The organism is Mesorhizobium sp. RCAM 05104 (assembly GCF_059683645.1).
This window is the reverse complement of sequence record NZ_CM185033.1, coordinates 4357172-4370106: the sequence shown is the minus strand read 5'-3', so window position 1 is coordinate 4370106 and position 12935 is coordinate 4357172. Positions and strand designations below refer to the sequence as shown.

At 64.0% G+C, this 12935-nt stretch carries 16 protein-coding genes; 13 read left to right on the top strand and 3 right to left on the bottom strand.

All coding sequences use genetic code 11. The annotated features are described in order from the left end of the window. Window positions 1–101: 101 nt before the first annotated feature. Together ispG and AC56QP_RS21375 are read right to left on the bottom strand one after the other, a co-directional pair. On the bottom strand, window positions 102–1352 hold the full coding sequence (gene ispG / locus AC56QP_RS21380; RefSeq protein WP_489858177.1) for a flavodoxin-dependent (E)-4-hydroxy-3-methylbut-2-enyl-diphosphate synthase: 1251 nt from the start codon (window positions 1350–1352) through the stop codon (window positions 102–104). Between the two features lie 321 nt (window positions 1353–1673). After that, entirely contained in the window at window positions 1674–1853 is a 180-nt protein-coding gene (locus AC56QP_RS21375; RefSeq protein WP_027023510.1) for a YdcH family protein, read from the bottom strand. Between the two features lie 241 nt (window positions 1854–2094). Between AC56QP_RS21375 and AC56QP_RS21370 the strand changes: the two genes are divergently transcribed. Next, a complete protein-coding gene (locus AC56QP_RS21370) occupies window positions 2095–2298 on the top strand; it encodes a YdcH family protein (protein ID WP_269907730.1) in 204 nt (67 codons plus the stop codon). 32 nt (window positions 2299–2330) lie between these two features. Here the strand turns inward: AC56QP_RS21370 and AC56QP_RS21365 are convergent, their stop codons facing one another. Then, window positions 2331–3119, bottom strand: a complete 789-nt coding sequence (locus tag AC56QP_RS21365; protein WP_489858178.1) for an IclR family transcriptional regulator — start codon at window positions 3117–3119, stop codon at window positions 2331–2333. 130 nt (window positions 3120–3249) lie between these two features. Between AC56QP_RS21365 and AC56QP_RS21360 the strand changes: the two genes are divergently transcribed. From AC56QP_RS21360 to AC56QP_RS21305, 12 genes are all read left to right on the top strand, one after another. Continuing rightward, the gene (locus AC56QP_RS21360) at window positions 3250–4122 is read left to right on the top strand and encodes a transporter substrate-binding protein (protein WP_489858179.1); all 873 of its coding nucleotides are present in this window, start codon (window positions 3250–3252) and stop codon (window positions 4120–4122) included. Between the two features lie 76 nt (window positions 4123–4198). Then, window positions 4199–4864 carry an amino acid ABC transporter permease gene (locus AC56QP_RS21355; protein ID WP_489858180.1) on the top strand — a complete coding sequence of 222 codons (666 nt, stop codon included), beginning with the start codon at window positions 4199–4201 and terminating at the stop codon, window positions 4862–4864. 1 nt (window position 4865) lies between these two features. Next, the gene (locus AC56QP_RS21350) at window positions 4866–5516 is read left to right on the top strand and encodes an amino acid ABC transporter permease (protein WP_497100375.1); all 651 of its coding nucleotides are present in this window, start codon (window positions 4866–4868) and stop codon (window positions 5514–5516) included. 4 nt (window positions 5517–5520) lie between these two features. Then, on the top strand, window positions 5521–6318 hold the full coding sequence (locus tag AC56QP_RS21345; protein ID WP_489858182.1) for an amino acid ABC transporter ATP-binding protein: 798 nt from the start codon (window positions 5521–5523) through the stop codon (window positions 6316–6318). 36 nt (window positions 6319–6354) lie between these two features. Then, window positions 6355–6816 (top strand): RidA family protein, encoded by a 462-nt coding sequence (locus AC56QP_RS21340; RefSeq protein WP_489858183.1) that lies wholly within the window; start codon window positions 6355–6357, stop codon window positions 6814–6816. A 25-nt stretch (window positions 6817–6841) separates the two neighbouring features. Then, window positions 6842–8047: an aminotransferase class V-fold PLP-dependent enzyme gene (locus AC56QP_RS21335; RefSeq protein ID WP_489858184.1), complete on the top strand. Its 1206-nt coding sequence runs from the start codon at window positions 6842–6844 to the stop codon at window positions 8045–8047. A 139-nt stretch (window positions 8048–8186) separates the two neighbouring features. Further along, window positions 8187–8429 carry a cupredoxin domain-containing protein gene (locus tag AC56QP_RS21330; protein ID WP_489858185.1) on the top strand — a complete coding sequence of 81 codons (243 nt, stop codon included), beginning with the start codon at window positions 8187–8189 and terminating at the stop codon, window positions 8427–8429. A gap of 46 nt (window positions 8430–8475) precedes the next feature. Further along, on the top strand, window positions 8476–9015 hold the full coding sequence (locus tag AC56QP_RS21325; RefSeq protein ID WP_489858186.1) for a sigma-70 family RNA polymerase sigma factor: 540 nt from the start codon (window positions 8476–8478) through the stop codon (window positions 9013–9015). Beyond that, entirely contained in the window at window positions 9012–9962 is a 951-nt protein-coding gene (locus AC56QP_RS21320; RefSeq protein ID WP_489858187.1) for an anti-sigma factor family protein, read from the top strand. Before AC56QP_RS21325 ends, AC56QP_RS21320 begins: the two co-directional genes overlap by 4 nt. Window positions 9963–10143: 181 nt before the next feature. Then, on the top strand, window positions 10144–11133 hold the full coding sequence (locus AC56QP_RS21315; protein WP_489858188.1) for a sugar phosphate isomerase/epimerase family protein: 990 nt from the start codon (window positions 10144–10146) through the stop codon (window positions 11131–11133). Between the two features lie 13 nt (window positions 11134–11146). Further along, entirely contained in the window at window positions 11147–12022 is an 876-nt protein-coding gene (locus AC56QP_RS21310; protein WP_489858189.1) for a MurR/RpiR family transcriptional regulator, read from the top strand. After that, a complete protein-coding gene (locus AC56QP_RS21305; RefSeq protein WP_489858190.1) occupies window positions 12019–12918 on the top strand; it encodes a ribokinase in 900 nt (299 codons plus the stop codon). Before AC56QP_RS21310 ends, AC56QP_RS21305 begins: the two co-directional genes overlap by 4 nt. Window positions 12919–12935: the final 17 nt, after the last annotated feature.

The window sequence follows — 12935 nt, the reverse complement described above, 5'->3', positions numbered from 1 at the left end:
GTGGCTTCGAGAGCCGCAGCGCAGCGGACATTTGGTCCGTGAGCACCGGAAGCGCAGAAGACGCCTTCAGGTGGCCGCCGGAGTAGAGTTTCCGCATGGGCTCATTCGGCCGCGGCCTTGCCGCGACCAAACCGTTGCTCGATATAGTCGGCGACCATTTTCTCGAAATCCGCCGCGATCGATGGGCCACGCAGCGTCGCCGCCTTCTTGCCGTCGACGAAGACGGGCGCCGTCGGCGTCTCGCCGGTGCCGGGCAGCGAAATGCCGATATCGGCATGCTTGGACTCGCCCGGACCGTTGACGATGCAACCCATCACCGCGACCTTGAGGTTCTCGACGCCGGGATATTTCTCGCGCCACACCGGCATGTTCTTCCTGAGATCAGCCTGGATGTTCTGGGCGAGTTCCTGGAACACGGTGGAGGTCGTGCGGCCGCAGCCCGGACATGCCGCGACGATCGGCACGAACTGCCTGAAGCCCATGGTCTGCAGCAATTCCTGCGACACCTGCACCTCGCGCGTGCGGTCGCCATTCGGCTCCGGCGTCAGCGATATGCGGATAGTGTCGCCGATGCCTTGCTGCAGCAGGATGCCCATCGCGGCGGACGAAGCCACGATGCCTTTCGACCCCATGCCGGCTTCGGTGAGGCCAAGATGCAGCGCATGATCGGAACGGGTGGCAAGCTCGGTATAGACGGCGATCAGGTCTTGCACGCCGCTGACCTTGGCCGACAGGATGATTTTCTCGCGGCCAAGGCCAATCTCTTCGGCCATTTCGGCCGAGAGAATGGCCGACTGCACGATCGCCTCGCGGGTCACTTCCTGCGCGGTCAGCGGAAAACCCTGCGCCTGGTTGTCGTCCATCAGCCGGGTCAGCAGCTCCTGGTCGAGCGAGCCCCAGTTGACGCCGATGCGCACCGGCTTGTCGTATTTGATCGCCATCTCGACGATCGCCGCGAACTGCCGGTCCTTCTTGTCCTTGAAGCCGACATTGCCGGGGTTGATACGATATTTGGCAAGCGCTTCGGCGCAGGCCGGATGGTCGGCCAAGAGCTTGTGGCCGATATAGTGGAAATCGCCGACCAGCGGCACGTTGACGCCAAGCCGCTGAAGCCGCTCATGGATGCGCGGCACGGCGGCCGCGCTCTCGTCGCGATCGACGGTAATGCGCACGATCTCGGAGCCGGCACGATGCAGCGCCGCGACTTGCGCGACCGTCTGGTCAATGTCGGCCGTGTCGGTGTTGGTCATCGACTGCACGACAACTGGCGCGCCGCCACCGACGACTACGCCGCCGACATCAACGCCGACCGACGTGCGGCGAGGGAACGGAGAGGAAAAATATCCGGTCATGCCGGCAGCCTTTTGTCTCTGGAGCGCTGTGCGTCCACTCGGACGCACAAAAATGCGCCCCGGGCCGATGCGCTAAAGTTCGGCATGAGGTGGAGGAGCAAAGATGGCTTGTCAATGGCGACAGGTCGCCACTGGCCGCAATTGGCCTGTCGCCGGGATCAGAAACAACCATGGAGCTTGAGACGGCCGAAGCAAAAATGGAGCTGAACGGAGGTCCAACTCGCATCGTGGCCAGCACTGAAAATCAAAAACCACCACACCGGCGGCAGTTGCCGCCGGCAAGAGAGGCCGCGGATGGTGAGCGGCTATGTCAGAAGGGCATCAATGCGTGGTTGGTTGCGCCCTCAGTTTTTCAATCTCGTCCTTGAGTGCCAGCTTGCGTCGCTTGAGATTCACGATTTCGAGGTCGTCCACCGACGGGTGGTTCATCGCGTCATCGATTTCACGTTCGATGTCGCCGTGTTTCCGCTGCAACTCATCAAGATGGGAAGCAAGAGACATGATTGGTTCTCCCTTTCATGGTTTCCTCGATTGCAGCCGCCAAAGGCGCGTCCACCGCAGGCTCGCTTCTGTGACGGCACCATGACACTGTGCCACCATCCGACATCGATGTCGAATGCTGCGTGGTAGCATTCCACGACAATGTGAAATGTGATATGGGCTGCGCGCCGGTGCCAGAAGTTGCCGGCCCCGCCCAAATCAGGCCCATTTTTGGGCGCCGCAGACGTGCAGACGGTAGAGAATGTCCGATCAGGAACAGGCCGATATTCGCCTCGAATTTTCCCGGCTGAAGCAGGAACACGCCGATTTCGACGCGGCGATCAACGCGATGATCGCCACGAATTGCGACCCGCTCCAGATCCAGCGCATGAAGAAGAAGAAACTGGTCCTCAAGGACCGGCTGATGGCGCTGGAAGACCGGATCATTCCCGACATCATCGCGTGAGCGGCAACGCCCGGTCGCTTCTCCTCTCCTACCTATCCGCCGATCGAAAGTCTGGCCGCGCGGTCGCGCAGCAGGCCCAGGAGATTGCCGGTCCGTTCCTCTGACGTGTCGATGGGAACCACCAGGCACATCGTCGCCTCAACCTTGCCGGGCGCGGAAAACACCGGAACGGCCAGGCATTTCGTATAGGCGTCGACGAGGCCGGATGTGACGCAATAGCCGGTCGCCCGGGCGGTCGCGATATCGGTGATGAAGTCGTCCAACAGCAGTCGGCGGCCGTCGGGCAGCGTGAGATCGTCTTCCGACACCATGGCCTCGATATCAGCCCTTTCCAGGCCCGCCAGCAGGAGCCGGCCCGAGGCGGTCCAGGGCAGCGGTATCTGCAGGCCAGTGGCCGAACTGATACGGAAGGGTCTGGTTCCCGGACTCGAATGGACGATCGTGTAGCGGCCGCTCTGCAGCATGCACAATTCCGAGGTCTCTCCGGTTTCGCGCGAAAGATGGTCGACCTCCTGACGCCCTCGCCTCATCAGGTCGTTACCCCGCACATAATCCATTCCGTAGAGGTAGAGCTTCTTGCCGAAATAGACGCGATTGCCGTCGCCGGTCATCTCCAGCAAGCCGGCCTCGACCAGCGAACGCACGACCGTGTAGGTCGTCGAACGGGGTGCGTTCACCCCCTTGGCAAGGTCGCCAATGCCGATCGCGCGCTGCGTCGTGTGAAGAAACTCCAGAATCTCGAGCACTCGGTTAAGGCCCTTTTCACGGGAGCCTCCCGTCTTCTGGCCAACCGAAATTGCCAAGGCACTGCCATCTTGCATTGTTGATTCCTGATGTTAGTATCTGTCTTGTACAGGATACAAACGTCTCTTGTAAGAGACAATCGCTCTGAAGTCCACCGACGCGTGTATTGTCTGTGCATAGGGGAACACAACACGAAAGGAGGTCGCCGTGAACGACACATCCGGAAGACGTGATTTTCTGAAATTGGGAATGGCAGGTCTGGCCACGGCCGGCGTGCTGGCTACCGTCGATGCTCAGAAGGCCGCTGCCCAGGCAGCATCCGACAGCCTGCTGCGCACGGTGCTCGACCGCGGCAAGCTGATCGTCGGCACCGGCAGCACCAACGCGCCCTGGCACTTCGAGAACGATGCCGGCGAACTCGTCGGCATGGACATCACCATGGGACGCATTCTTGCCAAGGGGCTCTTCGACGATCCGACCAAGGTGGAATTTGTCATGCAGGACCCCGCGCAGCGCATTCCGAACGTGACCACCAACAAGGTCGACATCACCATCCAGTTCATGACCATGAGCGCGCAGCGTTCGCAGCTCATCAACTTCTCCAGACCCTACTATGTCGAAGGCGTTGCCTTGCTGACGCTGCCGACCGCCGAGAACAAGACCTTCGACAAATTGCTTGCCGCCGGTTCGGCGACGCGTGTGTCGATCCTGCAGAATGTCGATGCCGAAGCATCGGTGCACATCGCTCTGCCGCAGTCGCAGGTGATGCAGATCGACACCCAGGCCAACGTACTGCAGGCACTGGAATCGAAACGCGTCGACGCAGCTGCAGTCGATCTCTCCACGGTGCGCTGGCTCGCCTCGCGCAATCCCGACAAATACTTCGATGCCGGCAAGAGCTGGTTCTCGATGCTTTACGGCGCAGCCTTGCGGCAAGGCGATCTCGACTGGCTGACCTTCGTCAACCAGACCTTCACTATCGCCATGTTCGGCCATGAAACGGCGCTCTACGATGCGGCGTTCAAGGACTATTTCGGCCAGGAGCCGCCGGCCAGGCATCCCGGTTTCCCGGTTATTTGATCCCGCCGGCGGAGGGGCGGCATTCAGCGCCCTTCCGCCTGCTTCTTTTCGACGCCCTTCGCATTGAGGCGGACGCATGGGCTATGCCCTCAACTTCAACCTGATCTGGCGGCATTTCGACAAGCTGTGGGGCGGGCTGCTGCTCAGCCTCGAGCTCGCCGTGATCTCGATCGCCATTGGCATCGTCATCGGTCTGGTGCTGGCGGTCTGGTACGTCTCGGCCGGGCGCGTGGTGCGTACCATCATCGCCGCCTATGTCGAATTCATCCGCAACGTGCCACTGATCCTGCTCGTCTACCTTGTCTTCTACGGCCTGCCGACGGTGGTCGATATCGCCTACAGCGCCCAGACCTCGTTCGTCGCGACGCTGGCGCTCTATAGCGGCGCCTATCTGGTCGAGGTGTTTCGTTCCGGGCTGGAGGCCGTGCCGCGCGGACAGATGGACGCCGGCAAGGCAATCGGGCTGACACCTTGGCAAAGGCTGCTCCATGTACGCCTGCCGACCATGCTGCGCATCACTTTGCCGGCGCTGTCCAACACCTTCATCTCGCTGTTCAAAGACACCTCGATCGCCTCGGTCATCTCGGTGCCCGAGCTCACCTATGGCGCCCAGTGGATCAACTTCAACACCTTCCGCATCGTTGAGGTCTACCTGGTCACCACGGCGATGTATCTCTTGACCGGCTATGCACTGCTTTTCGCGCTTCGGCTTGTCGAGCGCCGGTTCAGGGCGGCGCGCTGACATGCTCACCCAGATCGCCTATGCCTTGCCTTTTCTCGCCCAGGGCTTCGCCCTGACGCTGTGGGTATCACTGCTGGTCGTGGTGTTCTCGCTGGTCGCCGGCGTGATCATGGGCGTCGGCCTTGTCTATGGTCCCGCCCCGCTGCGTTGGGCGGTGCGCATCTTCAGCGACACCATCCGCGGCATACCCATCCTGGTGCTGATCTTCTTTGTCTACTACGGCCTGCCTGCCGTCGGGCTTCATCTGCCGTCCTTCTGGGCCGCCGTACTGGCGCTCACCTTGTTCAAGACGGCGCAGGTCATCGAATACCTCAGGGGGGCGGTCGGTTCCATTCCGAAGGGGCAGTCCGAGGCGGCAATGGCGATCGGACTGACCTTTCGCCAACGCCTCGCCTACGTCATCTTCCCACAGGCGTTCAGGCGCTTCCTGCCGCCCTGGATCAACGGCGTCACCGATGCGGTCAAGGGCAGTGCGCTGGTGTCATTGCTCGGCATCACCGACCTGATGCAGGCCATCAACCAGGTCATCGGCCGCACCTACGAGGCCATGCCGCTCTACATTCTCGGCGCGCTCATCTACTTCGCCGTCAACTACGCGCTCTCGCTCGCCAGCCGGCGGCTCGAGAAGCGCTTCTCCTTCATCCGGGAATAGCACGATGTCCACCAGCTCCAAGAACGACACCCCGGCCCTTCTCGACGTCGCCAATGTTTCCAAGTCCTTCGGTCCCGTGGAGGTGCTGCGCTCGGTCAGCCTGCAGGTGGCGCGCGGCGAAGTGGTGACTGTCATCGGCCCCTCCGGCAGCGGCAAGACCACGCTGCTGCGCTGTGTCAACTTCCTGGAAAGCTACGACAGCGGTTCGATCCGCATCGACGGCAAGGAGGTCGGCTTTCGCGACACAGGAACCCGGCAACGCCGCAGCGAACGTGACCTCGCCACGATGCGCGCCGAAACCGGCATGGTGTTCCAGAGCTTCAACCTTTTTCCGCATCTGACAGCGGCTGGCAACATCATGCTTGGTCTGCGCAAGGTGCGCGGCAAGAGCAGCGCGGAAGCGCGCACTATCGCTGAACACTGGCTCGGTCGGGTCGGCCTCGCCCACAAGGCCGACAGCCTTCCCGCCGAACTGTCCGGTGGCCAGCAGCAACGTGTCGGCATTGCCCGTGCCGTGGCGATGGGACCGAAGATCCTGCTTCTGGACGAGATAACCTCCGCGCTCGACCCCGAACTTGTCGGCGAGGTGCTCGAGGTCGTGCGCAGCCTTGCCGAGGATGGCATGACGATGGTGATGGTCACGCATGAGATGGCCTTTGCCCGCGATGCTTCGAGCCGCATCGTCTTCATGGCCGACGGCGGCGTCAGCGCGGCCGGCCCACCCGCCGAAATTCTGGCGGCGGACACCGATAATGAGCGCCTCCGCACCTTCCTGGCGCGCTTCCGCGCTTCGCATTTCTGACACCAGACGGCGAAAGCTGTCGCAAGGAGCCTTTTCATGACGCCTTACATCCGGCTCGCCGAATTGGGCCTGACGCTGCCCGAACCGCCGACGCCCATCGCCAACTTCGTCACCCATGCCGAAAGCGGACGGTTGATCTTCCTGTCCGGCCAAGGGCCGCTGCGGGCCGACGGCACGCTCTTCACCGGCAAGGTGGGAGAAGACGTCACGGTCGAGGAGGCCTACGGCCATGCCCGCCTCACCGGTCTCAATCTGCTCGCGGTCATGCATGCGGCCGCTGGCGACCTCGGCCGCATCGTGCGCATCGTCAAGCTGCTCGGCTTCGTCAACGCGATACCGACCTTCAGCGACCACCCGAAGGTGGTCAATGGCTGTTCCGACCTCTTCGCCGACGTCTTCGACGGCATCGGCGGGCATGCACGCTCGGCGATCGGCGTCGGCTCCTTGCCCGGAAACATCACAGTCGAAATCGAGGCGGTCGTCGAAATCGCCGCCTGACTTCTCCTCAATGGGATCAACAGAGATGAAAACCACTTCCGCCGGCGGCTCCAACTCGACAATCCGCGAACGGCTCGGTCTTCGCCCGATCATCAACGTCTCCGGCACGATGACCGCGCTCGGCGCCTCGATCATCGTCCCCGAAGCGATCAGCGCCATGGCCGAAATGGCCTCGCAATGGGTGGAGATGGACGATCTGCAGCGTGCGGCAAGCACGGTCGTCGCGCGCCTGACCGGCGGCGAGGCCGGCTTCATCACCGCCTGCTGCGCCAGCGGCATCACCATGGCCATAGCCGGCGCGATGACCGGAACCAACCTGCTCGCCATCGAGCGTCTGCCCGATGACACAGGCGACCTCAAGTCGGAGGTCGTCATCCAGCTTGGCCACATCGTCAATTACGGCGCCCCGATCGATCAGTCGGTACGCGTCGCCGGCGCCAAGGTGGTACCCGCCGGGACGGTCAGTGTGACGCAGGACTATCATGTGCGCGAAGCGATCAACGACCGCACCGCAGCCGGCCTCTACGTCGTTGCCCACCACACCGTGCAGTACGGCATGTTGTCGCTCGAGGAATTCTGCGAGATCTGCCACGCCAAGGACGTTCCGGTGATCGTCGACGCGGCGTCCGAATACGATCTGCGCGGTTTCCTGGCGCGCGGCGCCGACATCGTCGTCTACAGCGGCCACAAATTCCTCTCAGGGCCGACCAGCGGCATCGTTACCGGGCGCAAGGACCTGGTGCGATCAGCCTATCTGCAGAACCGTGGTGTCGCGCGCGCCATGAAGGTCGGCAAGGAAAGCATCGCCGGCACCATGGCCGCGCTCGAAGCCTGGGAAAAGCGCGACCATGGAGGCATCCGACGGCGTGAGGAAGCAGCACTCAGTCTGTGGAAGGACGCGCTGCAGGGACTGCCGGGCATCGTCGCGCAGATTATTCCCGACCCGACCGCCAATCCGCTCGACCGCCTGCAGATCTTCGTGTCGCCCGAGAGCCGCTTCACGGCGGCAGGTCTAACCTCGGCACTCGCGGCGGGCTCGCCACCCATCATCGTGCGCAACCACGAGGTGGAGCGCGGCCATTTCTTCCTCGACCCGTGCAATCTTCACCCCGGCGAGGCGGAGATCGTCGCCGAACGGTTGCGCGCCATTTTGACCGCGAAGGACCGTCCCGCCGATGCGATGAAGCCCGTCCGCAAGGATTCGTCAGGCGTCTTGCGCTGGCCGGACTGAGCGTCAAGCGGACCACTGACTGAAATGCACCGATCGATCACGCGACTGTGAACCGGCGAATTTGCACGCGGCGGGAATAAACCAACGCCGTCCCGGGTCTCCTCGACATACGCCACCTGCAGGCGTTGAGGAGACCGGCATGCCCCATCATTGCGAGGATGACAGCCAACATGGCCGCGGCACCAGCCGTCGTCATGCGCTGAAGCGCATGCTCGTCGCCAGTCCTTCCTCCATGGCGCCCTTCCCTGCCATAGCGCCCTTCCCTGCCATAGCGCTTGACACCGGTGACACAGATGAATTCACTTTCACCCAGGCAGGCGACTTTGCCTGTTTCTGCGGGGTTCGCCCGCACAGGCAGCGCAAGATCACCGTCCCTGCTTGAGAGCGCCCGGCCTGTCCGTCCCGGAGTATCGGATCATGGTGCTGCTTTGAGCGAGAAGGCCTTGGCCGAGCGCTTCAACGAAGTGGTGCTGCCGCACCTTGGCGACGCGCTGGCGCTTGCCCGCTGGCTGACCGGCAATGCCGCCGACGCGGAGGATGTCGTGCAAGATGCCTGCATCAAGGCACATGCCGGCATATCAGGCTATGCCGGCGGCAATGCCCGTGCCTGGCTGCTGACCATCGTGCGCAACACCTCCTACACCTGGATGTCGCGCAACCGGCCGCGCGGCATCATGGCCGTCGGCGACCTCGGTGATCTCGACGACATGGCGGCGGCACATGGCACCAGCCTGCCGGACGAGGACGGCCCGGAGGCGAGCCTGATCGCCAGGGCCGATACGGCGGCACTCGAGGCGGCGATCGCCGCGCTGCCGCAGCCGTTTCGCGAGACGCTGGTGCTGCGCGACATCAACGGCCTCAGCTACCGCGAGATATCGGCCATGCTCGGCGTGGCGATGGGCACGGTGATGTCACGGCTGGCGCGGGCGCGGAACCTGCTTATGTCTGAACTTGGGAGTGCGCCATGAGCGACGACGGACTGCCCAACGACGCGGAAGGGATCAAGCTGATGATCCACGCTTTGATCGATGGCGAACTCGACGCGGCGGCGGCGTTGGCGCTGGAGCGGCGCATCGCCGCCGACCCGCGGCTTGCCGCCGAACATGCCCGCATCGTCGCCTTGCGGGCGGCGGTCACCCGCTTGCCGCGGCCCGATGTCAGCGACGCCTTTCGGACGCGTATCGCCGCACTAGGTGCGACAGCCACGGCACAGCCGGCCCAAGACGAGCCGGCACAAGACGAGCCGGCGCGAGACGAGCCGGCGCGAGACGAACTGGTGGAGCCGCGGCGGGACATACCGTCGGCCCGACCGGATCAGATAAGCCAACTCCGCGGAACCGCGAGGCGGGAGACCCAGACAAGGCCGTCGCAGATGCGGGCGCTGCCAAGGGCGCGTCGCTTCGGCTCGTTCGACTGGCGCGCCATGGCCGCGTCGATCATGATCAGCGCGGTGCTGGCCAGCGGCGCGACGCAATGGGTGATGTTCAACAGCGCGTCCGACGGCTTCGCCGCGGCGGTCGCCAGCGGCCATCGCCGCAGCCTGCTTGCCGCCAGCCCGATCGACATCGTCTCGTCCGACCGCCATACGGTCAAGCCATGGCTCGACGCCCGGATCGGCGTTTCGCCGCCGGCGCCCGACCTTGCGCAGGACGGCTACGCGCTGATCGGTGGCCGCGTCGAGGTGATCGCCGGCCGGCCGGTGCCGGCACTGGTCTACCGTCACCGCGAGCACCTGATCACGCTGGTCGCCGAGCCACAGCAGGGCGGCAGCACCACCGCGCCGGAAGATCTTTCGTCGGGCGGCTTCTCGATGGTGCATTGGAGCGACGGCGCCTTCTCCTACTGGGCGATCTCCGACATGGAGCGGCCCGAACTCGACGATTTCGTCGCTCGCTTCCGCAAGGCGGCCGTGTAAGGGCGGTTCGCCCGGCAACTGATCCCACGGCCTGACCTACGACGCCGGCCGGAAACTGCCGGCTCGCCTTTGCGTGGCTCAGCCCGGCCGCGACTGCGGCCGACGCTGCCGGCAGCCTTCAAAATAGCAACTTTACAAATTTTTATGTTTGTGTGAAGTTACAATAATTGAAGGATCGTCCATGACCGCCAATCGATTCGCCACGCGTCTGAATTCCTTTGCCTCGCGGCCGCAGGCCGAATGGCCCGGTCTCGCCGGCAAGCCGTCGCTGATGCAGATGGCTGCGCGCGCCGCCAAGGTTGCCGGGCTGACCGACCTCGATCTCAATTTTCCTGATCATGTCGGCGAAAAACCCGCCGAAATTGCCCGCAAGCTTGGCGACCTCGGCCTTTCCATCAATGGCTTCGCCATGCGCTACTATTCCAATCCGGCCTTCAAGCTGGGCGCCTTCACCAATCCTGACCCGGCGGTGCGCCGTGAAGCCATCGACCTGACCAAGGCCGGCATCGATGCCGTGCGCGAGGCGGGCGCCAGCCTGATGACGCTGTGGCTCGGCCAGGACGGCTTCGACTACGCTTTCCAGGCCGACTATGCCACGCTCTGGCAACACGAAATAGACGGGATTCGTGAAGTTGCAGCACATGACCGCGACTGCCAGATCAGCTTGGAGTACAAACCGAACGAGCCGCGCTCCTACAGCCTGATGCCCGATGCGGCGACGACCCTGCTGGCGATCCGCGATGTCGGCCTGCCCAATCTCGGCGTCACCCTCGACTTCGCGCATGTGCTCTATGCCGACGAACAGCCGGCCTTCGCCGCCGCCCTGGTGGCGCGTCACAGCAAGCTGCTCGGCGTGCACCTCAACGACGGCTACGCCAAGCGCGATGACGGCCTCATGGTCGGCGCCGTGCATACGCTACAGACCATCGAACTGCTCAGGCAGATCCGCCGCGACGGTTATGCGGGTGCCATCTATTTCGACACCTTTCCCGACATGACCGGGCTCGACCCGGTGCACGAGTGCGAGGTCAACATCGCCACCGTCAAGCGCATGCTGCGCGTTGTCGACCGGATCGACCGCGACAACCGCCTGTCCGCCGCCGTCAACAGCCAGGACGCGGTGACATCGCAGGCCATCATCCAGGAAATCATGCTTGGGCCGGACGCGTGACGAGGGGGCGTGGATGACCTTGAGCGGGCTGGACCTGAAAGCGGTAGGACCGCGCATCCGCATGATGATGCCCCATCTCACCCCGCTGGAGGCGAAGGTGGTGGAGACCGTCTTCGGCCGGCGCGGCTTCGACGAGAGCATCCCACTGAAGCAGATCGCCGAGGAATCCGGCGTGTCGGAAGCGATGGTGGTCAAGATCGCCAAGAAGCTCGGCTTCTCCGGCTATCGCGACTTTCGCACCGCCGTCTACGAATACAGCCGCTTGCCGACCGCCGAGATGCACCAGGAACTGTCGTCCGACGACAGTTCCGCCGAGATCGTGCAAAAAGTGTTCCGCACCTCGATCCAGGCTCTCGAAGAGACGCTGGCCATCCTCGATATCGAGGATTTCGACCGCGCCGCTGAGCTGCTTTTCCGCGCGAAGAATCGTGACTTCTACGGCGTCGGCGGTTCGGCGCAGATAGCGCGCGACGTCTCGCACAAATTTCTGCGCATCGGCATCCGCGCATCCGTCTACGACGATGCGCACATGATGCTGATGTCGGCCTCGCTGCTTGGCGCGGACGACATCGCCGTCGGCTTCTCGCATTCCGGCAACACGTCGGCCGTCATCGATGCCATCCAGCTTGCCCGCAAGAACGGTGCCCGCACGCTGGCAATCACCAATTACGACAACTCACCCTTGGCCCGGATTGCCGACATCGTGCTGTGTTCGACCGCGCAAGGCTCGCCATTGATGGGCGAGAACGCGGCGGCGCGCATCGCCCAGCTCAACATCCTCGACGCGCTGTTCGTTGCGGTGGCGCAGCGCGACTACCAGGCGGCGGAGCGCAATCTCGGCCGCACCATGTCGGCGGTGACATCGAAACGAAAAGACCGGGGCTCATGACGCTGCCAACGATGCCGCTGGTCACCGTGTTCGGCAGCCTGCATTACGACATCATGGTCGATGCTCTCGACCGCCCGCGCAAGGGCGAGACGGTGACTGGCCATGCCTGGCACCCGAAATGCGGCGGCAAGGGCGGCAACCAAGCGGTCTCGGCGGCACGGGCCGGGGTGCGCGCGGCGATGATCGGCGCCGTCGGCGACGATGATTTCGGGCGGGCGCTGCTGGCCAATCTCGATCGCGCCGGCGTCGACCGCCGCTTCGTGCGGGTGGCTTCGGGTGCCGGCTCCGGCATCAGCGTGGCGATCTTCGACGCAGGCGGCGACTATGGCGCCGTGATCGTTTCGGGCAGCAATCTCACGCTCGGCGAGGCGGACGTTATGGCCGCCTCCGATGTGGTTGCACGCACAGCGGTGCTGCTGCTGCAGAACGAGGTGCCGGAGGCCGCGAACATTGCGGCAGCGCGCGCGGTGAAGGCAAGGGGCGGCCGAGTCGTGCTTAACGCCGCACCCGCCCGCAAACTCTCCGACGACTTTCTCGCGCTGGTCGACATCCTCGTCGTCAATGCCATCGAGGCGGAACTCCTGGCCGGAGTGGCGGTGGTCGAGACGCTCGACGGCGCCGCGCAGGCGGCTCGGCGGCTGGTCGATCTCTGCCCGGTCGCGATCGTCACGGCGGGCGGCGAAGGCGTCGCCTGCTGCGAACGGACCGGCGAGGCCCTCGCGCTGCCAGCCATCCCGGTGAAGGTTGTCAGCACGCATGGCGCGGGCGACGAATTCGTCGGCGCGCTGGCCGCAGGGCTCGCCCGTGGAGACGCCATGCGGGTGGCAGTGACCGCCGCCAACGCCGCTTCGGCCTTGCTGGTCTCGACACCCGAGGCCGAGCGTCAAGGCATCTAATGGGCTGGTTTCAGCCT